Here is a 21,819-nt window from a genome sequence, read left to right as displayed (position 1 = left end):
GCCGGCAATCAGGGATACCCCTACTAACACTTGCTTTCATCTGCGCTCCCTGGGTGGGGTACCGCGGCAAAGGGGTGGCGGATACCGTCTGTACATCCCAACCTGCCAGTCGGCGGTGCGGCGCATGGTGCGCGGCGCCGCAGAGGGCGACCCACTCCAAAACCATGCCCACCAGTTCCCATTCGCTCCGCGCGGTAGCCGCTTTTGCCGCTCTCGCCGCACTGACCGCAGCCTCCCTGACCGCGTGTGGCGGCGGCGGAGGCGGAGGCGACGTGACCACCCCGCCCGGCGGCACCCCGGCGCCGGCGCCCACGCCGGCACCCGCCCCATCGCCATCGCCATCGCCATCGCCATCGCCGGCACCATCACCCGCTCCGGCACCGGCCCCCACTCCAGCCCCCGCACCTTCGGGCAGCAGCTCCGCCGCCTGCTACAACGCAGCGGACTTCAACGAGGGAACCGTGCTAGTCGAAGAGGGGCTCACGAAGATGGACGGGCAACCCGACCTCACCACCACCAGCACGACGACGACGGGGGGCCGGCAGGATTTCGCAGGTGCGAAACCGGTCATGTTCACGCCGCAGTCCACCGGCTCCCTGGGCAACAACCGACTGTTCCGCGACCGCACGGCCAGCAGCGAACTGGCGTATGGCGTCGTCTCCGACACATCTACCCAGGTGCTGACGCAGGTCTACGATCCACCGGTGTCCACGCCCTTGGACATGCAGCCCGGTCAGACCGTTCAGCGAGACCACAAGAACCAGTTCACGATCGTGCCCAAGGCGGGCTCGGCGCCCAGCTCCTATTCGGAAACCGTGGAAGACCAGTTCACGTACGTGGGCAGGGAGTCGCTGCAGACCGCCATGGGCACCTTCAACGTCTGCAAATTCAACAACGACTTCGTCACGGTGGGGCCGACCGGGCGCGCCGTGGCCAACTTCCAGACCTGGGTGGTCGCAGAAGGCCCTTACCAGGGCCGGACGATCAAGATCGCCACGTCCAGCTCCAACGGCAGGCCCTCGACTTACGAGGTGACGAAGATCACCTATATCCCAAAGTAAGGCACGCAAGCGGGCCGCAGACCGCAGGACGGTGGCGGGCAGTCGGGGCGGAACCGGCATGCCTGCCCCGCCCGGCTGAACCCACGCGCTCAGTGGAGTTTCAGCCGTCCGGACACGCGCTGCTGCAGCAGCCGCGCCAGGGCGAGCACGGCCGTCTTGCCCAGGCCCAGGATGGCCCGGTGGTGGTTCAAGTGCAAGGAGATGTACATCCACTTCGCGATGAGGCCTTCCACGAAGAAGTTGCGTCCCATCAGGCCGCCCATGAGGTTGCCCACGCCCTTGTTATCGCCCAGCGACACCAGCGAGCCGAAGTCGCGGTACACGAATGCCTCGGTCACCTCGCGCTCGCGCAGCATCGCACTCAGCACCTTGGCCAAGTAGTCGGCTTGCTGGTGCGCGGCCTGGGCCCGCGCCGGCACGGTCTTGCCACCCTCCCACGGGCAGGCGGCGCAGTCGCCGAAGGCATAGACGCCGGGCACCGAGGTGCGCAGACGGTCGTCCACCACGAACTGGTTCAGGCCGTTCACGGCCAGCCCCATGCGGGCGTTGGCATCGGCGGCCTTGATGCCCGCGGCCCAGACGATCATTTCGGCGGGAATGCTGCCTTCGGAGGTGACCAGCGCGCCACGGCGCACCTCGGTCACACGCGTGCCGGTGCGCACGTTGACCTGCTTGCGCTCCAGCGCCAGCCGGGCCTGGGCCGATATCTTTTCTGGCAGGCCGCCCAGGATGCGCGGGCCGCCTTCCACCAGGGTGATGTCGAGCCGAAAGCGCTGGCCGTCGCCCATGCTTTCCTGCAGTTCGGCATGGGCCTCCAGCAGTTCGGCCGACAACTCGACCCCGGTCGCTCCACCGCCCACGATGGCCACGCCCAGCGCACGGCTCTCGGAGAACGAGGCGCGGGCGCACGCGGCCAGCCAGTCGGAATGGAAACGCTGCGCATCGCGCACGTTCTCCAGCAGGTAGGCGTGCTCCACGCCGGGCGTGCCGAAGGCATTGGAGCCGCTGCCGATCGCCAGCACCAGGCGTGTGTAGCTCACAGTGCGCCGGGGCACCACGGCTTCACCCTGCGCATCGCGAATCTCGGACAAGGTGATGCCTTTGCGCTCGGTGTCGAGGGCCGCCATCTCGCCCATGGCAAAACTGAAATGGTTGCGCCGGGCCAGCACGGTGTAGGACAGCCCTTCCTGGTGCGCATCGAGCGTGCCGGCGGCCACCTCGTGCAGCGTGGGCTTCCAGATGTGGAAAGGGCTGCGGTCGACCAGCAGCACCTTCTCACGCCCTACCCGGGGCCCCAGGCCCCGCCCGAGGCGTGCCGCCAATTCCAGGCCGCCCGCGCCGCCGCCAACGATCACGATGTCGAAATGCATTCCATCTCCCGCTTTTTGTGCGATGCAGCAAGTTTAGGGCGCGCGGGCCTTCCTCGCGCCCAAAAGGGCTCCTTTGCCGCACGCGGATGCGAAAAAGCCCGCGGCATCGAAGACGCGGGCTTTTCCGGAGAAAGCGCGCCGGCTCCGCAGATCCGGCGCGGCAGGTCAGGCCAGATCGAAGCGATCGAGTTCAGTGACCTTGGTCCAGGCCGCCACGAAGTCGTCCACGAACTTGCGCTTGGCGTCGGCCCCGGCATACACCTCGGCCTGCGCCCTCAGCAGTGCGTTGGAGCCGAACACCAGGTCCACGCGCGTGCCGGTCCACTTGACCTCGCCAGTCTTGCGGTCGCGGCCTTCGAACACCCCTGGGTCCTGGGCCGAGGCCTCCCACTGTGTGCCCATATCGAGCAGGTTGGCGAAGAAGTCGTTGGTGAGCGCGCCGGGCGTTGCGGTCAGGACACCATGGCGGGTTTCATTGGCATTGATGTTGATCGCACGCAGCCCGCCGACCAACACCGTCAACTCGGGCGCTGTCAACGTCAGCAACTGGGCCTTGTCGATCAGCAGCACTTCGGCAGGCACGCTGTAGCGGCGCTTTTGGTAGTTGCGGAAACCGTCTGCCACGGGTTCGAGCACGGCGAACGATTCCACATCGGTCTGGTCCTGCCGCGCGTCGGTACGGCCGGGGGAAAACGGCACCGTGACCTCGAAGCCCGCGCTCTGGGCCGCCTGCTCCACGCCTGCGGCCCCCGCCAGCACGATCAGGTCGGCCAGCGAGATACGCTTGCCACCCGCAGCGCCGCGATGGAAGTCGCTCTGGATGCCTTCGAGCACCTGCAGCACCCGGGCCAGTTGCGCCGGCTGGTTGGCGTCCCAGTCCTTTTGCGGCGCCAGGCGGATGCGGGCGCCATTGGCGCCGCCGCGCTTGTCCGAACCGCGGAAGGTGGAGGCCGAAGCCCAGGCCGTGCCCACCAGTTCGGACACCGACAAGCCGGAGGCCAGGACCTGCGCCTTGAGGGCCGCCACATCGGACGCCTCGACCAGCGGATGGTCCACCGCGGGAACGGGGTCTTGCCAGATCAGCACTTCCTTCGGCACTTCGGGGCCGAGGTAGCGCGCGCGCGGCCCCATGTCGCGGTGCGTGAGCTTGAACCAGGCCCGCGCGAAGGCTTCGGCGAAGGCCTGGGGGTTGTCCAGGAAACGGCGCGAGATTTTTTCGTAGGCCGGGTCCATGCGCAGTGACAGGTCGGTGGTCAGCATGGTCGGCAGGCGCTTCTTGGCGGGGTCGTGCGCGTCGGGGATGATGGCTTCAGCGTTCTTGGCCTGCCATTGATGCGCGCCGGCTGGGCTCTTGGTGAGTTCCCATTCGTACTTGAACAGGTTCTCGAAGAAGTTGTTGCTCCACTGCGCGGGCGTGGTGGTCCAGGTCACCTCCAGGCCGCTGGTGATCGCATCGCCGGCCTTGCCGGAGCCGAAGCTGCTGGCCCAGCCCAGGCCCTGCTGCTCGATGCCTGCGGCTTCGGGCTCGGCGCCCACATGGTCGGCCGCGCCGGCCCCATGGGTCTTGCCGAAGGTGTGGCCGCCGGCGATCAGGGCCACGGTTTCCTCGTCGTCCATCGCCATGCGGCCGAAGGTTTCGCGGATGTCGTGCGCGGCGGCGATCGGGTCCGGATTGCCTTCGGGGCCTTCCGGGTTCACGTAGATCAGGCCCATCTGGACCGCTGCGAGGGGGTTTTCCAGGTTCCGCCCCTGGCTGTCCGTGCGGTCGGTTTCCTGGCCGTGCATGGCAGGGTCGGCCACCAGCGTGCCGTCGCCCGGGGTGCCCTTGCCGTAGCGGGCGTCGCCACCGAGCCACGTCTTCTCGCTGCCCCAGTACACGTCCAGGTCGGGTTCCCAGGTGTCTTCGCGGCCGCCGGCGAAACCGAAGGTCCGAAAGCCCATGGTTTCCAGCGCGACGTTGCCGGTCAGTACCAACAGGTCGGCCCAGGAAATTTTTTGACCGTACTTTTGCTTGATGGGCCAGAGCAGGCGGCGCGACTTGTCGATGTTGACGTTATCGGGCCAGCTGTTGAGCGGCGCGAAGCGCTGCTGCCCACGGCCCGCACCGCCACGGCCGTCGCCCGTGCGGTAGGTGCCGGCGGCGTGCCACGCCATCCGGATGAACTGCGGGCCGTAGTGTCCGAAGTCGGCCGGCCACCAGTCCTGCGAGTCGGTCATGAGCGCGCGCAGGTCTTTCTTCAGGGCTTCGTAGTCGAGCTTCTTGAACTCTTCGGCGTAGTTGAAGCTGCCGCCCAGGGGGTCGGACTTGGACGAATGCTGGTGCAGCAGATCCACGCGCAACTGGTTGGGCCACCAGTCCTTGTTGAGGGTTCCACCATTGACGGCGGCGGCATGGAACGGGCACTTGGTCTCTTGGCTCATGGGGCACTCCTCTTGCGGCTGATTGATGGGTGAATGCTAGAGAAAAGGCTCCCGCCGGAAAAGGCAATTAATCACATGCCTGGAATAGTTTTTCGAAATGATCAGCCATGACCGAACCCTCATAAAAGAGCGCGCGGCAAGCGGGCGGCGCATGGTTTTCCACTCCACGCCCTGCCCCGCCTCCTGGCTCTGGCAGATCAGCCGCCGAGCGCTGCGCCGGCGTGCAGTGGCAGCCCCGGTGCGTCCATGCTGGTACACAGGATGCGCCCGTGGGTGGAATCGGTCACATAGAGCTTGGCCAGGTCGGCTCCGCCGAACGCCATGTTGGTGGTGGAGCTTCCCGCCACACCGCGCAGCACCTGCACCGGCTCGGCCCGGCCGTTGAGCACCCAGACCCAGCCAAGGCCGGGATTGGCCACCAGCAAACGGCCTTGCGCATCCACTGCCAGTCCGTCCGGGCCGCTCGGCCCATAGGAGGTGAAGAACTGGCTCACCTTGGCCACGCTCCCGTCGGGCAACAGCGGGACGCGCCAGACGCAATTGCCACGTGTCACGGCCAGGTACAGCACACGGCCATCTGGCGACAACGCCACGCCGTTGGGACTGGGTACGTTATTCAGCAGCAGATCGAGCTGGCCGTTCGGACGCAGGCGGTAAAGGCGGCCCGACGGGTCGTGCAGGCCACTTTGGCCCTGGTCGGTGAAGTAAAGATTGCCTTCAGCATCGAACACCAGATCGTTCACGCCCTTGAAGCGCTCGCTGTTGCGGCGCTCCAGGTAAGGCGTGACGGTGCCGCTCGCCACATCCAGTCGCACTAGGCCGTTCTTGTAATCGGTGATAAGCAACGTGCCGGCGTCCAGGAACTTCATGCCATTGGGTTCACCGTCGTACTCCGCGACCAGGCTCCAGCCGCCCTGCGGGTCGATGCGGAAGATGCGCCCCCATGGAATGTCGGTCACGTACAGGTGGCCGGCGGTATCGAACACCGGGCCTTCAAGAAATGAATCGGTGATGGTGCCGCCGCGGTTGGCATCGGCCCATGCGCTGCGCGCCGGGCGCCGGAACGCATCGGGCAACGAGGTGAACGGCTCCAGTTCACGGACCTGTGGGGCCTGTAGCAAGAACATGGGATCGGCTTTCTTTGAAGAAGGACCCGTCCCGGCGAAATGCTGGGCCAGGGCGGGAAACGGAATGCGATTTTCAAACGGCTTCGAACCCGTACAGCTGCGAAGGGTTGTCCACCAGGATTCGGTCCATCGCCGCGGCCTGCGACCCTGTCCAGGCGTGCAGCAGATCCACCAGATCGGCATCGTTCACAGTGCCGGGCGGCTCGGTGGTGTGGGGCCAGTCACTGCCCCACACCAGCCGCTCGGGCGCGGCCTGCACCAGCGCGCGCCCCAGAGGCAGCGTGTCGGCGTAGCTCGGGCCTCGCACCGTGGAACGCATGTAGGCGCCGGAGAGCTTGACCCAGGTGTTGCCCCCGTCGAGCAGCCGGCACAGCACGCCGTAGGCCTGGGCCGACGGGCCTTCGGCCGGGTCGATGCGGCCCAGATGGTCGATCACCAGCGGCACGGGCAACGCCTGCAGCACCGGCCGCAGTGCGACGATCTGCTCCGCATCCGCGAAGACCTGGATGTGCCAGCCACCACAGTGCGGATGGCGCGCGACCCGGATCGCCAGCGTGGTGAGCATCTCGGGGGTGGTCGCACCCCAGGACTGCGGCGATACGAAGTTCACCCGCAGGCCGCACACGCGGCGCGCGGCCAGGTGTCCCAGTTCGGCATTGCTCACGCCCGCGCCCACGACCGCCACGCCCCGCGCGGTGTCGCCGAGCTGCTCCAGGGCATCCAGCGTGCAGGCGTTGTCCGTGCCATAGGTGGAAGGCGTCACCACCACCGAACGCGCCGTGCCCAGGCGCCGCTGCAGCCGCCGGTAGGCCGCCACCGGCGCATCGGGCGGCAAGCGCTTCCAGTGCACCGACGGTGCAAAGCGCGGATCGAAAATGTGCATGTGGCTGTCGCATGCCATCGCGGGCAGCAAGCGCGACGGGCGGCTCACCCCCACGGAATGAGGCACTGGTGCGGGAATCGCAGGCAGGTGCATGGTGGCCGTCAGTCCAGTTTGATGTCGCCCTTGCGCACCACCTCGCCCCACTTGGCGTCTTCCTTCTTGAGGAAGGTGACGAACTCCGTGGGCGTGGAACCGATCGCCTGGGCGCCCAGGTCCGCGAGGCGCTGCTTCACCTCGTCTTCCTTCAGCACCTCGACCAGTGCCTGCTGCAGCTTGGCGGCCACCGGCTCGGGTGTGCCCGCGGGCAGGAACACGCCGTTCCATTCATAGGCCTCATAGCCGGGAATGACGGTCTCGGCCACCGTGGGCACATCGGGCAGGCGCTTGGACCGCTCGGGGGCCGATACCGCCAGTGCACGCAGTTTGCCACCCGACACCAGCGGGTACGAGGCCGCGATGGTGCCGAACATGAAGTCCACCTGCCCGCCCATCACATCAGCGATGGCGGGACCACCACTCTTGTAGGGCACATGCACCATGTCCAGTTGCAGCTTCTGGCGGAACAGCTCCGCCGCCAGCCGCTGCACGGTGCCGCTGCCGCCCGACGCGAAGTTCAGCTTGCCAGGCTCGGCTTTCGCCTTGGCGATCAGGTCGTTCACGTTTTTGAAGGGCGAGTCGGCCTTCACGATCAGCGCGTTCGGAGCCAGCAGCACCAGGGACAGCGGCTGCAACGCCGTGCTGGCGTAAGGCATCTTGGGGAACAGGTGCGGATTGATGGAATACGGCGTGGCGTCGTACAGCATGGTGTAGCCGTCGGCAGTGGCCTTGGCCACATAGCTCGCGCCGATCGTGCCGCTGGCGCCGGCCTTGTTGTCCACGATCACGCTGGCACCCAGCCGGGCGCCCATGCGCGTGGCCAGCACACGGGCCACGGCATCGGCAGCACCACCCGGGGCGTAGGGCACGACGATCGTGATCGGACGGTCCGGGAAAGCGGCCTGTGCCACGGTGGCGGCAAGGGCGCAGGCGGCGATCAGGGGGGAGATGACAAAAGCACGCATGAGGTCTCCTGGTTCGAATGGCAAAGCGACAGAGAAAAAGCAACCGCAACCCGCCGCGAGCCACGCGGCCCGGGCCCAGGACAGTTGCGTTGGAAGGCACGCCGGTGGTCAGTCGGCCTTGAGATTCAGGTCGAGGGCAATCTGCGTATAGGTGGCCACTTCACGCCCGACCCGCGCCACGAAGGCAGCGCCACAGGTGGACTCGGCGTCCAATCCCAGGCCACGCAGTTTTTCGGCAGCAGCCTCGCTCCTGGCGAAGTCAGCGGCCACGCGTTCCAGCGCTTGCGCGACCGGCTCGGGAACGCCGGCGGGCGCCAGCACGCCGTACCATGCGTCGGCCGAGTAGTTGCCACCCCCCGATTCCGCGAAGGTGGCGACGTCGGGCAGCAGGCCGGAACGCTGTGGAGACGCCACCGCCAACGCCGCCAGCTTGCCGCTGCGGATCTGCGGCAGGACCGAGCCCAGCGTGGCGAAGGAGCTGTCGAGCTGGCCGCCCATCAGGTCCGTCACCACCGGTGCGGCGCCTTTGTAAGGCACATGGTTGAGCTGCAGGCCATTGGCGCGGGCGAACATCTCGGTCGCGAAGTGGCCCGAGCTGCCGATGCCAGCCGTTCCGGCAGTGATGCGGCCGGGCTCCTTGCGGGCCTTGGCCATGTAATCGGCCAGCGACTTCATCGGCAGGCCCGGCCCGACCACCAGCACCGTCGGGCTGGTCGCCACCGTGCACAGCGGACGGAAGGAGCGCACCGCATCGAACTTCACCCGGTTGCTGTACAGCCCGGGAATCATTGTGTGGTTGGTCGCACCGAACAGCAGCGTGTAGCCATCGGCCGGCGCGCTGGCCACCGCCTGTGCAGCCAGGATGGTGTTGGCACCCGGCTTGTTGTCGATGATGAATGGCTGGCCCAGCGCGCGGCTGGCATGGTCAGCAAACGCCCTGGCCACCACGTCGGTGGGGCCGCCTGCCGCAAATCCCACCACCAGCTTCACGGGCTTGGAAGGATAGCCACCGGCCTGCGCGAAACAGGTGGCGGACACCATGCACAGCGCAACCGCCAGCGCCTTGCGCACCGGCGCTGCCAGCCTTCTGGTTTCGAAACTCTCGCTCATTGAATGTCTCCTGTCAGGGGCCGCACTGGCGGTGGCTTCTTGTTGTGGCGCAACCGGCATCCCACACCGGTCGGGGAAAAGCGGACACGCAACGCTGGCGTGCCCGGTCTTGGGTCTTGGTTACGAGGCTGCGGCAACGGCAGCCGGGGCGCGGGCCAACACCTCCAGCAGGTTCTTGGCAGCCCCCACGCCCATGTTCACGTAGGCATCGCCCGTCACGCCGCCGATGTGCGGGCTCAGGATGCAGCGTGGCTCGCCCTGGAACGGGTGGTTGGCCGCCATCGGCTCCACGGAGAAGCTGTCCAGGCCCGCTGCCATCACTTGGCCCGATCGCACGGCAGCCAGCAGGGCGGCTTCGTCGATGAGTCCGCCGCGCGCGGTGTTCACCACGATCACGCCGCGCTTGCACTGTGCCAGCGTGGCCGCATTCAGCATGCCGCGGTTCTCGTCGGTCAGCGGGCAGTGCAGTGAAATCGCGTCGGACTCGCGCCAGATCGTCTCCAGGTCCACGCTCTGCACACAGGCCGGCAGGTCCTTGGCGAAGGGATCGAAGCCGATCACGCGCATGCCCAGCGCATCGGCCATCCTGGCGAAGCGCAGGCCAATGGCGCCCAGGCCCACGAGGCCCACCGTGCGCCCACCCAGCTCCAGGCTCTTGTGCGTGGCCTTGTCCCAGTGGCCGGCGTGCATGCGGGCATCGAGTTGCACCACCGACTTGGCACAGGCCAGCAACAGGGCCAGCGCCTGCTCGGCCACCGCCGCGGCGTTGGCACCCGCAGCGGCCACGACCTCTACGCCACGGTCCTTGGCGGCCACCTTGTCGATGGTGTCGGTGCCGCTGCCGTGCTTGGAGATCACCTTGAGCGATGGCGCCGCATCCATCACGGCGGCGCCCACCTTGCCGTAGCGCACGATGATGGCCACCGGGTCATGCTGCTGGCACAGCGCCACCAGGTCGTCTTCGGTGGGTGTCTTGCCGGCATAGACGATCTCGAAATCCTGAAGCAGATCGAGTGCCTGCTGCGCCAGGTCGGCGCCGGTCACGAGGATGGCGCTCACAGCGATTCCCCTTCCTTTAGCACGCCGGCGGCGCGCAGCGCGGCGGGCAGCCATTTGGAGGCCGTATCGCCACGGGCGATCGCCTCGATGCGCGCGGCCTCATCGGCCGCCTTCTTGTCGGCCAGCGCCATCATGGCGGGCGCCTTGGCACGCTCGATGACCACCACGCCATCGGCATCGCCCACCACCAGGTCGCCCGGGTTCACCACTGCGCCGCCGGCCGAGATGGGATGGTTGATGCGGCCCGGCACGTACTTGGTGGGGCCGGCCGGATTGAAGCCGGCGCTAAACACCGGGAAACCGAGTTCCAGCAGTTCCAGCTTGTCGCGGATCGCACCGTCCACGATCACGCCGGCGAGGCCGATCTTCTTGCAGGCGCTGAGCATCAGCGTGCCCATGAGCGCGGCGGTCTGGTCGCCTTTGCCGTCGATGACCAGTACGTCGCCCGGCTTCGCCAGCGCGATGGCCGCGTGGATCATCAGGTTGTCGCCCGGGCGCACTTCGACCGTGAAGGCCGGGCCGGCCACCTTCATGTCCTGGTGGACGGGCGCCACGCGGGCATGCAGGGTGCCGCGGCGTCCGGCCACATCGGCCAGGATGGCGGCCTGGAAGGTCGCGGCCTTGGCGACGACCTCGGCGCTGACGCGCTCGATGTCACGGATGACTTCTGGGAGTTGGCTCATGGTGGTTCCAGTGAGTTGGGGGAAAAAGAAAAACGGAAGAAAACGTTGGCCTGCAGCGAGCTCACTCGGCCTTGATGTTTCCGTCCTGGATGACCTTGGCCCACTTGGCGGAGTCGGCCTTCTGCAGGTCGCCCAGCTGCTGGGGCGTGCCGCCGACCAGCGTCACGCCCAGCTTGTCGGCCAGCGCGGCCACGCCCGGGTCCTTCAGCGCCTTGCCGATCTCCTGGTTCAGGCGCTGCACGATGGCGGAAGGCGTCTTGGCCGGTGCGAAGACGGCCTGCCACTGCTCCACGACGAAGTCCTTCATGCCGACCTCGCCCATGGTGGGCACGGTCGGCAGGGACTTCAAGCGCTGCGCCGACGTGACGGCCAGCGCACGCAGCTTGCCCGCCTGCACGTGCGGCAATGCAGCGGCGGCAGGCGCGAACATGAATTGCACCTGTTCGGCCAGCGTGTCCTGCAGCGCCGGGGTGTCGCCCTTGTACGGCACGTGGATGAAGCGCGCGCCCGTCTGCTGCTGCAGCAACTCCCCCTGCATCTGCAGGATGGTGCCGTTGCCGCCGGAGGCGAAGGCTAGCTTGCCCGGCTGCGCCTTGGCCGCAGCCACCAGATCGGCCAGGGTCTTGAACGGCTGGTTGGCTCCGACCACGAGGATGTGCGGAATGGTGCCGATGGTGATCACGGGTTCGAAACCGGCGATCGGGTCATAGGGCAGTCTCCCCATGAGGTGCGGCGCAATGGCCTGGGGACCGATGGAAGTGCCCAGCAGGGTGTAGCCATCCGGCGGCGCCTTGGCGACGAACGCCGCGCCGATGGTGCCCGTGGCACCGGCCTTGTTGTCCACGATCACGTTCGTGCCCAGTGCCGCGCCGACGCGCTGCGCCACGTTGCGGCCGAGCACATCGGTGCTGCCGCCCGGCGGGTACGGAACCACCCAGGTGATGATCTTGCCGGCGGGCCAGTCGCCCTGGGCCAGCGCGGGGCGGGTGAGCAACGGGCCGAGCAGCGCGGCGCCTGCAGCGGCCAGCAGGCTGCGGCGTGCGAGGCGGGTCTTCGGAGAGGAAGGGATCGAGGTGGTCATGGGCTTGTCTCTTGTTTAGTCAGGCAAAGGAGGAAGGCGGCGTGAAGCCGTACAGCGCGGCGGGGTTGTCCACCAGCACGCGATGCAGGGTGGCCGCATCGCCGCTCTGGCCGGCCCAGTCGACGAGCCGATCCACCTGTCGCGCGTCGTCCGGCATGGGGTGCGCACCGGACGATGCGGTGGCGTGAGGCCAATCGCTGCCCCAGACCACGCGCTCGGGCGCGCAGCGCAGGTAACTCGCGGCCAGCGCATCGAGGGCGGGGTCTTCGGTCGATTGGCGTTCGCTCACGATGTAGCCGCCGGACAGCTTGATCCACGCCTGTCCGCGCTGCAGCAGGTCCTGCAGCAGCGCGTGTGCGGGGTGTTGCCCGGCCTGCGCCGGCGAAATGCGGCCGAAGTGGTCGAAGACCAATGGAACGGGCAGCCGGCGCAGCACCTCGCCCTGCGCCGCCAGCAGATCTGGGGCCATCAGCAATTGCAGGTGCCAGCCCAGCGGCGCGATGCGGCAGGCCAGCGGCGTCAACGATTGCACGGTGCCAGACACGCCGAGCGACAGGTTCAGGCGTGCGCCGCGCACGCCGGCGTCATGCAGGCGCTGCAGTTGGGCGTCGCTCTCGTGGCCGTCGATCACGGCCACGCCGCGCGCCTGCGGGCCCAGCGCCGCCAGGCCTTCGAGCATGCAGCGGTTGTCGGTGCCATACGTCGAGGGCGTGACCAGCACGGTGCGCGCGGTGCCGATGCGATGCTGGAGCGCGCGGTAGTCCTGCGCCGAGGCGTCCGGCGGCAGCAGCCTGGCGCCCGGTGCCGCGGGAAAGCGGCCGTCATAGACATGCACGTGGCAGTCGCAGGCGTCTTTCGGCAGCACCGTGCGCGGCGCGGCGCTACCGGCCGAGAAACGCACAGGCGTGGCAAAGCTTTCGCGGTGCATGGCGAGGGCTCGATGGGCGTGGGAAACGGGGCTTTGCAGGGCGCCGCGTCAATCCAGGCTGGCGCCCGAATCCTTGACGATCTTGGCCCAACGGGGCACTTCGGACTTCAGCAGAGCACCGAACTTTTCGGGAGTGCCGCCCAGCACGTCACCGCCTTCGGAGCGGAGCTTTTCCGCCACGTCGGGCTGCGCCAGCGCCTGGTTGATGGCCTTGTTCAACTGCTGCACGATGGGGGCGGGCGTGCCGGCCGGTGCCAGCACGCCATACCAGGAAGCGGCCTCGAAATCCTTGTAGCCCGACTCGGCCAGCGTGGGCGTCTGCGGCAACTGGTCGGATCGCTTGAGCGACGTGATCACCACTGCACGCAGCTTGGCATTGCGCACCTGCCCCAGCAGCGTGGGCACGGCCGACATGTACAGGTCGATCTGCCCGCCCACCAGGTCGGTCATGGCCTGGGCCGCGCCCTTGTAAGGCACGTGGCGCAACTTGATGCCGGCGGCGTTCTCTGCCAGTTCACCGGCCAGATGGGCGACGGTGCCGTTGCCGGAGTAACCCAACGTGATGCCGTCCGGCTTGGCCTTGGCGGCGGCGACCACATCGGCGAACGTCTTGTAAGGCGAGTTGGCGGGCGCGGCCATCACGATGGGGGCCGACGACACCAGCGCCACCGGGACCAGATCCTTCAAGGGGTCGTAGGGCAGCTTGGCATACAGCGAGGGGTTGATGGCCAGGTTGCTGGTCTGCCCCATCACCAGCGTGTAGCCATCGGGCGCCGACTTGGCCACGGCATCCACACCCAGGTTGCCGCCCGCCCCAGGGCGGTTGTCCACCACCACGTTCCACTTGTGCTGCTCGGTCAGCTTCTGCGCCACGGTGCGCGCGATCATGTCGGTGCCGCCGCCGGGCGGGAACGGCACGATCAGGCGGATCGGCTTGTTCGGGTAGCCGGATTGCGCTTGCGCAGTGCCGGCGGAAAAGGCCAGTGCCGTGATGCCCAGCAGGGCGATGGACAAAGGTGCGCCCAGGGCGCGCCGGGTCAGCGAGAAAGTTGGCATGGTTTGTCTCCGTTGTGATGGACCTGTCGCGCCTTGTTCTCAGGCGTTGCCAAGACTTTACGAAAACGTTTCAACGCATACAATACAGTTTCATACAGCGAAACATATTGCACCATGAGCAACGCAACAAGCGGCAGGCCAAAGGCCTCCTCCGCAGCGCCGCAGGGGCCTGGCGAGGCAGCACCCGCCGCCCCGACACCCTCCTCTTCGGCCACCGCGAAAGAAACCGTCGGGGTCATCGCCGTGACACGCGCCCTCCAGTTGCTTGAAGCGTTCTCCCTGGGCGAATCGCATCTGCCGCTCGCAGAGCTGAGCCGCCGCTGCGGGTTGCACAAGACCACCGTGCTGCGCCTGGCGCGCACGCTGGCGCAGTCCGGTTTCATGGTGCAGCGCGAGGACGGTGACTGGCGCCTCGGGCCGGCGGCGGGCTGGCTGGGAGCGCGCTACCAGGCCGGGTTCGACGTGCAGAACGTGCTGGAGCCTGCCTTGCGCGAGCTCACCCAGGCCACGGGCGAAAGCGCGGCGTTCTATGTGCGTGAAGGCAATGTGCGCACCTGCCTCGTGCGGGTGGAGGGCCCGCAGGCGCTGCGCCACCATGCCCGCATGGGTGAAGGCCTGCCGCTCGACAAGGGCTCGCCGGGCCGCGTGATCCTGGCGTTCTCGGGCGAGCCCGGCGCGGACTACGAAGACATCCGCCAGCGTGGCTACCACTGGTCCATCGGCGAGCGGGAGCACGGTGTGGCCACCGTCTCTGCGCCCGTGTTCGGCATGCATTGGCGGCTGATGGGCTCGGTGTGCATATCGGGGCCGGAATCACGCCTGCCCGAAGCCCGTCTGCAGACGCTGGCCAAGACGGTCACTGCAGCGGCCACACGGCTGTCCTATGCGCTGGCGGGCAGTTCAGCGCCACCCTCCTCCACAGGGATGCGCGCGACCCAGTGGCATCCGTGATAAGTTGCAGGCGGCTATTCGCGCCAGCCACAACACAACGGAGACAACCCTTGAGCCGCTACCCCTTCCCCGACCTCGCCGCCCTGCCCGACGACATCCGCACCCGCATTCTCGAAGTGCAGGAAAAGGCCGGCTTCGTGCCGAACGTGTTCCTGGCATTTGCGCGGCGACCCGCCGAATGGCGTGCGTTTTTCGCCTACCACGACGCCTTGATGCTCAAGGAGGAAGGCAGCCTGACCAAGGGCGAACGCGAGATGATCGTCACCACGACCAGCGCCGCCAACCAGTGTCTCTACTGCGTGGTCGCGCACGGTGCCCTTCTGCGCATCTACGAAAAGAAGCCGCTGGTGGCCGACCAGGTGGCGGTCAATTACCGCAAGGCCGACATCAGCCCGCGCCAGCGGGCCATGCTCGACTTCGCGATGAAGGTGTGCAGCCAGTCGCATGCCATCGAGGAAACGGATTTCCCCGCCCTGCACGCCCACGGCTTCGACGACGAGGACATCTGGGACATCGCGGCCATCACCGCGTTCTTCGGCCTGTCGAACCGCATGGCCAGCTTCGCGGGCATGCAGCCCAATCCCGAGTTCTACCTGATGGGCCGCGTGCCGCGCCAAAAATAGCCCCGTCGAAATGCGTTGACCCGCCCCAGGCGCCTCCGCCATACTGGGACAAAGCAATCACACGGCAAGAGCTGCAGCCAGCAGCCGCCTCGGCTTTGCAATACCCGCAAGAGGGGGAGGAAAACCATGGAACTCGCGTTTCGGAATGCGTGCGCATCCGCGTCTGCAACAGCCTTTGCCGTTGCGTTGGCGTGCACCGCCGCACTGCCCGCACAGGCCCAGTCAGACACCCCGCGGCAGGTGTCCAACCCACCCCTGCTGGAACTGCAGCGCAAGGCGCCTCGCAGGCTCCAACTCGCAGCGGGCCCGGCTACGCGCGCGGTGTCCCACGAAGCCTCGCTGGACCTGAACGTCGTCTACACCGACGGCAAGCTCTGGAACCCGGCCGAGCAGCGCTTTGACAAGGTGCGCCTGCGCAGCTACCAGGGCACCCGCGTCGATCCCAAGGCGCCTTTCGTCTCGCCCATGCTGGAGATCCGCCCCGGCGACACCATCCGCATCCGCCTGAACAACCAGTTGCCGCCCGACCCGAGCTGCATCACGTTCACCGACGGGGTCAATACGCCGCACTGCTTCAACGGGACCAACCTGCACACCCACGGCCTGTGGGTGAACCCAGCAGGCAATGGCGACAACGTGCTGATCTCCATCAACCCAACGGTAAGCTTCGAGTACGAGTACAACATTCCCTCGGACCATCCCGCCGGTACCTTCTGGTACCACACGCACCGCCATGGCTCCACCGCGCTGCAGGTGGCTAGCGGCATGGCGGGTGCCCTCGTCATCCGCGGCGACCGGCCGCCCACCCCCACGCAGACGGGCGATGTGGACACCCTGCTGCGGCCCACCGCCCGCCAATCGTTCAAGGAACGGGTGCTGGTGCTGCAGCAGATCCAGTACGCCTGCCGCGACAAGAACAACCGCATCCAGTTCAACCCGGACGGAACCTACCGCTGCAACGAAGGCGACGTCGGCGGCATCGAGCACTACAAGGCCGTGGACAAGGAAGACAAGGACCAGTTCGGCCCCGGGTCCTGGCCTGCCTCCGGGCGCTACACCAGCATCAACGGCGAGGTGCTGCCCACCTTCGAGGGCGCGAAGGCCGGGCAGATCGAGCGCTGGCGCACCATCCATGGCGGCGTGCGCGACACCATCAACCTGGAGTTTCGCAAGCTGCGGCCGGGCGCACGCAGCGCACAGGCGCTGCGCGCCAGCGAGCACGATGCCTATATCGAACAAAATTGCACGGGCGCCCCGCTGCCCCAGCACCTGATCGCAGCCGACGGGCTGACCACCGCTGCGGCGATCCCCAGCACGCAGACGGTGTATCAGCCGGCCTACCGCTGGGACACCTTGATGGTGTTTCCCGAGGCGGGCGACTACTGCGTGATCGACGCCGCCTCACCCGCTTCGGCCAGCGTGAACCAGGCGCCCCCGTCGCGCCAGTTGCTCGGCACCGTGAGCAAGGTCGCCCCCGGCAATCCCGTTCCGCAGAACATTTCGGCGTACCTTGCGGCGGAACTGGCCGCGGCTGCCGCCGTCAACCTGCCCTCGGACGTGCGGGCCCAGGTCAGCGCTGAATTGAAGGATGGACTGAAGCTCACCAGCTTCGTGCCCCACCCCACCGTGCAGGACAGCGAAGTCACGGGCACGCAGACCCTCGCATTCAACATCGACCTGAACGCCCAGCCGATCCAGTTCCAGGTGAACGGCAAGCCCTTCGATCCGAACCGCATCGACCGCGTGCTGACCTTGGGCGGGGTGGATGAATGGACGCTGCAATCGGACTTCGTGAGCCACCCGTTCCACATCCATGTGAACCCGTTCCAGATCGTCAAGATCCTCGACCCGGACGGCAAGGACGTGTCCGGACCGGACGGCGACGACAAGGCGGACGGCACCGTCGACCCGCAATACCGCGCGCTCAAGGGCGTGTGGAAAGACACGCTCTGGGTCAAGAACATCGCGACCAAGGAAAAGCCCAACGGCAAGTACACGCTGATCGTGCGAACGCGCTACCAGCGTTACATCGGGGACTACGTGCTGCACTGCCACATCCTGGACCACGAAGACCAGGGAATGATGCAGATCGTGCGGGTGGCCCTGCCGGACGGCGCTGGCGGGGCCAGCAAGGGCCACCACTGACCTCACGGCCCGACGCCCCCCGACACCGGAGAACCTCCACATGATCAGCAAGAGAAACGCACTGGAAACCGCGGTCGCCGCCGGCCATCACCACGTTCTCGGGCCTGATGCCCCGAGGGACCTGATCTTCAGGATGCACCGGCAACATCGACCGCATCTGCCCGTCCGGGAACGCGCGTGGCCGACGGGAGATCACCGCGCTTCGCGGTGCACCCACTGCGCGCCTTCACCGCGGCGCAGCCACAGCGCAGCCAGCGGTTTCTCGTCTCCGTGGCAGGTGATGCCCTCCTGCCCCCGGCGGGGCAGCCGGTCTGCCTGCTGATCGGTTTTCCCATCGACGGCAGCCCCCACGAGGGCGGGCGAGCCGACCTTGCCATTGAACTCTTTCCCACCAAATGACCATGCCTGCAGCATCCCATTCCACACCTGCCACGGCCTTTCCACGCACCCAACGCATCGGGATCCTGGTGTTTCCCCAGTTCGAGCCGCTCGACGTGTGGGGTTTCATCGAGGCGTTTTCCATCGCGCGCTTCATCGGCACCTCCTATGCCGATGCGCCGGCCCTGCCGTTCCAGATCGTGCTGATCTCCAACGAGTGCAGGCCGGCCGCGAACGGTGCCACCCCCACGCCGGTTCCCGCGCCGGTGGCCAGCTTCAACGGCCCCCGCGTGGCGCCGGATCTGTTCCGCGACGAGGCGCTGGAGCAGCCGCTGGACCTGCTCATGATCCCCGGCGGACAAGGGGTCGGCACCTTGCTGATGGACCCGGACACCGCCGCCGTCCAGGCCTTGCTGCAATGGGTGCAGGCCATGGACCAGCACGTGGCCGTGGTCACTTCGGTCTGCACCGGCGCGGCCATCCTGGCGCGATCCGGCCTGCTGGATGGGCGGCCGGCCGCCACCAACCACCAGGCCTTCGGCTGGGTGGCGGGTTTCGGTCCCGCGGTGCTGTGGGACAACGTTTCGCGCTGGGTGGATGCGGGCAAGTACGTGACCTCGGCGGGCGTGTCCGCAGGGACCGACATGGCCTGGCACCTGGTCGCTCGCCTGGCCGGCCGTGCCGTGGCCGAAACGGCCGCCCTCGCCGCCGAGTACGACTGGCACCGTGATCCGGCGCAACCCATCTTCTACCCCCAGCAGGCTGCTGTGCCTTCTTCCTGAGTCCTCTGCCGACGGCAACAAAAGGGGGTGGCGCTAATCCCCCGCGTCGGCGCGCAACATGCCCCACAGCATGCGCACCAGTTCGTCCTCGAACGCGGGCTGGCCCAGCAGGGGCGAGTCCTCCAGCGCGGCGCTGCGGATGGCGCCCATGATGGCGCGCGTGGCAACGAACATCATGGCCGGCGTGGGAGCGCGCACCGAGGTATCGCCCACCTCGATCAGGCGGGCCAGCGCCAGGGCATTGCGCTCCGCCCCTTCGCGCAACGCGGCCGTCACGCGGTCGTGGTGGTCGATGCGCCAGCCCAGCCGCACCATGCCGCGCCGAACCCGCAAATGGCCGCCGGTGCCGAAGGCCGCCACCAACAGCCGTACCACGTCGCGCAGCACGGCCCGCACCTCACGCCGCTGGGCCACGGCCTCGTCCAACAGCTCGCGCAATTGCTGCTGCACGCGGTTGCGCTCGCGCTCCACCATGGCCAGCACGATGGCCTCCTTCGAGGGGAAATACTGGTAGAGCGTGCCGATGGAAAAGCCCGCCATCTGCGCGACCTTGTTGGTGGTGATGCCCTCCTCGCCTTCCTTTTCCACGATCTGGGCGGTGGCGCCGAAGATGGCCTCGATGGTCTGGCGCGCCCGCGCCTGCGTGGGCTGGCGGCGCATGCCGGAGGAGCTGTCGGAGGATGGAGATTTCTTCAAAGACGGCTTTCGAGCGGTGGGCGCGGCACGGCAGGGCCACGCCCTGGAAACTGAATGTGAATGGTGCTCAGAAACGGTGGCGGCGGCAAGGGTGCCAGCGTCACCTGGCCCCAACCATCCGCCCCTTCAGCCGGCGGATGCCGTCGATTGCCGCTCGATCAGGCGAAAGCCCAGATCAAAGATGGTGCGCGGGCCCGCGTTGCCCCGGCAACGGTCGATGACCAGTTGCGCCGCCAGCCGGCCGATCTCCGGGCCATCGACATGCACAGTGGTGATCGAAGGCAGCATGTGCTCGCTGAAGTCGGCATTGCCAAAGCCGCAAATGGCGAGGTCCTGCGGCACCCGCAGGCCGCGGGCCGCGGCCTCGACGAGCACGCCGTGCGCCAGCGTGTCCGAACTGCACGACACGGCCTGCAGCCGCGGCTCTTGCTCCAGCAGCTCCGCCAGGGCCCTTCGCCCCAGCGCCAGGCTGCTGGGTGCGGGCACCGTGGCGGTCGGCACGTCCCGCCCCAGGGTGGCGACGAAACCTTCGCGGCGCAGCATGGCACGGTGGTCGCCGCCCGTGGCAATTCCCACGCGCTGCCAGCCCCGGGACAGAAAGAACCCCGCCACCGCGCTGCCCACTTTCAGGTGCGAAAAGCCCACCACCATGTCCACGGGGCGGTCGCTCAGGTCCCAGGTTTCCACCACGGGAATGCCGGATCGGCGCAGCCGATCTCGCGCGCGCTGCGATTGCACCAGCCCGGTCATCACCAGCCCGTCGGGCTGGCGGCCGATCATGGTGTTCAGCACGACCTCTTCGCGCTCGGCGTCGTAGGCGGTCTGACCCAGGATGAGCTGGTACCCCTCGGCAGCCAGCGTGGTCGTCAGGCTTTGCACGGTGGGCAGGAACTGCGACACCGACAGCGCCGGAACCACGGCCGCCACCATCAGGCTGCGGCGAGACTTGAGCCCACCCGCCAGCAGGTTGGGGATGTAGCCCGTCGCCTCGACGGCCTGCTGCACCCGGGCCTTTGTCTTCTCGGACACCACCCCCGGATTGCTCAGCGCACGCGAGGCGGTGATCAACGACACACCAGCGGCCTTGGCCACGTCGTGAAGCGTGGCCGCCTTGAAGTTGGAAGGGGCGTTCATGGGTTTCGGAGCACACCGGTCGGGCGAAAGACGAGGACCATACCGCATTCCACGCCACCGCCCGTCGCCGGTGCATAGCGGCATTCCAGGACCCCTTAGGGACGCCAGCGGCAGTCCCGGACAAGGGGAAAACCCCCAGCAGAAAAGCTTGCCGACAGGAAATGACAACGATATCATTTCCAATGCGCGTACACAGCACACCTGAAAAAATCATAAAAAAATGTCGATCCTGTAACGTTTTTGGCGGTGACTTTCCCTCCATCCAAAAATGACAACGTTTGCATTTCCACCAAGGAGACAAATCATGAAACGATTCCTGGCAGCCATTTCCCTCGGCATTCTGGCCTTCGGCGCCCAGGCACAGGCCTGGCCCGAAAAACCCGTGACCCTGGTCGTGCCCTTCCCGCCCGGCGGCTCGACCGACCAGGTCGCACGCGCCGTGGGGCCCCGGTTGACCGAGAAGTTCAAGCAGTCCTTCCTGGTGGACAACAAGCCCGGCGCCACCGGAACGATCGGCGCCACGTTCGTGCAGCGGGCCGCCCCCGATGGCTACACCTTCCTCGTGACCTCCCTGGGCCCGCTGGTCATCGTGCCGCACCTGCTCAAGGGCCTGCAGTACGACGCGCTGCATGGCTTCGACCTGATCACTGTGGCGGTGCAGTCGCCCAACGTGCTGGTGGTGCCGGCCAACTCTCCGCACAAGACGGTGGCGGACGTCATCGCCTACGAGAAAGCCAACCCCGGCAAGATGAGCTTCGCCTCGGCCGGCAACGGCTCGAGCGACCACCTGACCGCCGAGCTGTTCTGGCAGCAGACGGGCACCAAGGGCGTGCACATTCCCTACAAGGGCGGCGCACCGGCCCACACCGACCTGATCGGCGGTCAGGTGGATGCCTCGTTCCAGAACATCAACGCCGTGTCGCAATACATCAAGGCCGGCAAGATGCGCGCGCTGGCCATCACCAGCGCCAAGCGCTCGCCGGTGCTGCCCGACGTGCCGACGCTGGCCGAAGCGGGTGTGCCCAATGTCGAGGTCGCTTCCTGGCAGGCCATCGTCGCACCCAAGGGGCTGCCACCCGCCGTGCGTGAAAAGGCCCATGCCGCCTTCGTCGAGGCGCTCAAGGACCCGAAGGTGCGCGAGCAGTTCACGTCGATCGGCTTCGAGATGGTCACCAACACGCCCGAGCAGTTCGCCGCCTTCCAGCAGCAGGAGTTCGCCCGCTGGAAGAAGGTGATCGAGACCGGAAAGATTTCGATCGACTGACCCCCA

At 67.3% G+C, this 21,819-nt stretch carries 21 protein-coding genes; 6 read left to right on the top strand and 15 right to left on the bottom strand.

Annotated features, from left to right (window positions below):
* Positions 1-272: 272 nt before the first annotated feature.
* Positions 273-1,061, top strand: a complete 789-nt coding sequence (locus tag AVTE2539_RS17460; protein ID WP_284412433.1) for a hypothetical protein — start codon at positions 273-275, stop codon at positions 1,059-1,061.
* Positions 1,062-1,150: 89 nt separating this feature from the next.
* On the opposite strand, the gene AVTE2539_RS17455 is transcribed toward AVTE2539_RS17460, so the two are convergent.
* From AVTE2539_RS17455 to AVTE2539_RS17400, 12 genes are all read right to left on the bottom strand, one after another.
* Entirely contained in the window at positions 1,151-2,431 is a 1,281-nt protein-coding gene (locus AVTE2539_RS17455; RefSeq protein ID WP_284412432.1) for an NAD(P)/FAD-dependent oxidoreductase, read from the bottom strand.
* A 165-nt stretch (positions 2,432-2,596) separates the two neighbouring features.
* Positions 2,597-4,852 (bottom strand): catalase/peroxidase HPI, encoded by a 2,256-nt coding sequence (gene katG / locus AVTE2539_RS17450; RefSeq protein ID WP_284412431.1) that lies wholly within the window; start codon positions 4,850-4,852, stop codon positions 2,597-2,599.
* Between the two features lie 197 nt (positions 4,853-5,049).
* On the bottom strand, positions 5,050-5,979 hold the full coding sequence (locus AVTE2539_RS17445; protein WP_284412430.1) for an SMP-30/gluconolactonase/LRE family protein: 930 nt from the start codon (positions 5,977-5,979) through the stop codon (positions 5,050-5,052).
* Between the two features lie 73 nt (positions 5,980-6,052).
* On the bottom strand, positions 6,053-6,955 hold the full coding sequence (locus AVTE2539_RS17440; protein WP_284412429.1) for an amidohydrolase family protein: 903 nt from the start codon (positions 6,953-6,955) through the stop codon (positions 6,053-6,055).
* An 8-nt stretch (positions 6,956-6,963) separates the two neighbouring features.
* On the bottom strand, positions 6,964-7,923 hold the full coding sequence (locus AVTE2539_RS17435; protein ID WP_284412428.1) for a Bug family tripartite tricarboxylate transporter substrate binding protein: 960 nt from the start codon (positions 7,921-7,923) through the stop codon (positions 6,964-6,966).
* Positions 7,924-8,031: 108 nt separating this feature from the next.
* Positions 8,032-8,964, bottom strand: coding sequence for a tripartite tricarboxylate transporter substrate binding protein (locus AVTE2539_RS17430; RefSeq protein ID WP_502868937.1), 933 nt, complete (start codon positions 8,962-8,964; stop codon positions 8,032-8,034).
* A 189-nt stretch (positions 8,965-9,153) separates the two neighbouring features.
* Complete coding sequence (locus tag AVTE2539_RS17425; protein WP_284412426.1) at positions 9,154-10,092, bottom strand: NAD(P)-dependent oxidoreductase; 939 nt, start codon at positions 10,090-10,092, stop codon at positions 9,154-9,156.
* Complete coding sequence (locus AVTE2539_RS17420; RefSeq protein WP_284412425.1) at positions 10,089-10,775, bottom strand: RraA family protein; 687 nt, start codon at positions 10,773-10,775, stop codon at positions 10,089-10,091. Before AVTE2539_RS17420 ends, AVTE2539_RS17425 begins: the two co-directional genes overlap by 4 nt.
* A 61-nt stretch (positions 10,776-10,836) precedes the next feature.
* Positions 10,837-11,856 (bottom strand): Bug family tripartite tricarboxylate transporter substrate binding protein, encoded by a 1,020-nt coding sequence (locus tag AVTE2539_RS17415; RefSeq protein ID WP_284412424.1) that lies wholly within the window; start codon positions 11,854-11,856, stop codon positions 10,837-10,839.
* 19 nt (positions 11,857-11,875) lie between these two features.
* Positions 11,876-12,784: an amidohydrolase family protein gene (locus AVTE2539_RS17410; RefSeq protein ID WP_284412423.1), complete on the bottom strand. Its 909-nt coding sequence runs from the start codon at positions 12,782-12,784 to the stop codon at positions 11,876-11,878.
* A 48-nt stretch (positions 12,785-12,832) separates the two neighbouring features.
* On the bottom strand, positions 12,833-13,840 hold the full coding sequence (locus AVTE2539_RS17405; RefSeq protein ID WP_284400226.1) for a Bug family tripartite tricarboxylate transporter substrate binding protein: 1,008 nt from the start codon (positions 13,838-13,840) through the stop codon (positions 12,833-12,835).
* The gene (locus AVTE2539_RS17400; protein ID WP_284412422.1) at positions 13,822-14,079 is read right to left on the bottom strand and encodes a hypothetical protein; all 258 of its coding nucleotides are present in this window, start codon (positions 14,077-14,079) and stop codon (positions 13,822-13,824) included. The genes AVTE2539_RS17405 and AVTE2539_RS17400 overlap by 19 nt, the downstream gene beginning before the upstream one ends.
* A 4-nt stretch (positions 14,080-14,083) precedes the next feature.
* Here AVTE2539_RS17400 and AVTE2539_RS17395 point away from each other — a divergent pair, with 4 nt between their 5' ends.
* From AVTE2539_RS17395 to AVTE2539_RS17385, 3 genes are all read left to right on the top strand, one after another.
* Positions 14,084-14,791, top strand: a complete 708-nt coding sequence (locus AVTE2539_RS17395) for an IclR family transcriptional regulator (RefSeq protein WP_284412421.1) — start codon at positions 14,084-14,086, stop codon at positions 14,789-14,791.
* A 50-nt stretch (positions 14,792-14,841) separates the two neighbouring features.
* A complete protein-coding gene (locus tag AVTE2539_RS17390) occupies positions 14,842-15,414 on the top strand; it encodes a peroxidase-related enzyme (protein ID WP_284400234.1) in 573 nt (190 codons plus the stop codon).
* Positions 15,415-15,654: 240 nt separating this feature from the next.
* Positions 15,655-17,559 carry a multicopper oxidase family protein gene (locus AVTE2539_RS17385; RefSeq protein WP_284412420.1) on the top strand — a complete coding sequence of 635 codons (1,905 nt, stop codon included), beginning with the start codon at positions 15,655-15,657 and terminating at the stop codon, positions 17,557-17,559.
* Positions 17,560-17,751: 192 nt separating this feature from the next.
* Here the strand turns inward: AVTE2539_RS17385 and AVTE2539_RS17380 are convergent, their stop codons facing one another.
* Positions 17,752-17,973 carry a hypothetical protein gene (locus AVTE2539_RS17380; protein ID WP_284412419.1) on the bottom strand — a complete coding sequence of 74 codons (222 nt, stop codon included), beginning with the start codon at positions 17,971-17,973 and terminating at the stop codon, positions 17,752-17,754.
* Between AVTE2539_RS17380 and AVTE2539_RS17375 the strand changes: the two genes are divergently transcribed.
* Positions 17,961-18,719 (top strand): DJ-1/PfpI family protein, encoded by a 759-nt coding sequence (locus tag AVTE2539_RS17375; RefSeq protein WP_284412418.1) that lies wholly within the window; start codon positions 17,961-17,963, stop codon positions 18,717-18,719. The two genes, AVTE2539_RS17380 and AVTE2539_RS17375, sit on opposite strands and share 13 nt — an antisense overlap.
* Positions 18,720-18,752: 33 nt before the next feature.
* On the opposite strand, the gene AVTE2539_RS17370 is transcribed toward AVTE2539_RS17375, so the two are convergent.
* Both AVTE2539_RS17370 and AVTE2539_RS17365 read right to left on the bottom strand, forming a co-directional pair.
* Positions 18,753-19,415, bottom strand: coding sequence for a TetR/AcrR family transcriptional regulator (locus AVTE2539_RS17370; RefSeq protein WP_284412417.1), 663 nt, complete (start codon positions 19,413-19,415; stop codon positions 18,753-18,755).
* A gap of 126 nt (positions 19,416-19,541) precedes the next feature.
* Positions 19,542-20,549: a LacI family DNA-binding transcriptional regulator gene (locus AVTE2539_RS17365; RefSeq protein ID WP_284412415.1), complete on the bottom strand. Its 1,008-nt coding sequence runs from the start codon at positions 20,547-20,549 to the stop codon at positions 19,542-19,544.
* Between the two features lie 304 nt (positions 20,550-20,853).
* Here AVTE2539_RS17365 and AVTE2539_RS17360 point away from each other — a divergent pair, with 304 nt between their 5' ends.
* Positions 20,854-21,813, top strand: a complete 960-nt coding sequence (locus tag AVTE2539_RS17360) for a Bug family tripartite tricarboxylate transporter substrate binding protein (protein WP_284412413.1) — start codon at positions 20,854-20,856, stop codon at positions 21,811-21,813.
* Positions 21,814-21,819: the final 6 nt, after the last annotated feature.

The organism is Acidovorax sp. SUPP2539 (assembly GCF_030158975.1).
Classification (GTDB): Bacteria; Pseudomonadota; Gammaproteobacteria; order Burkholderiales; family Burkholderiaceae_C; genus Paracidovorax.
The sequence above is the reverse complement of the archived record's forward strand: the minus strand, read 5'-3'. Positions and strand labels throughout refer to the sequence as shown.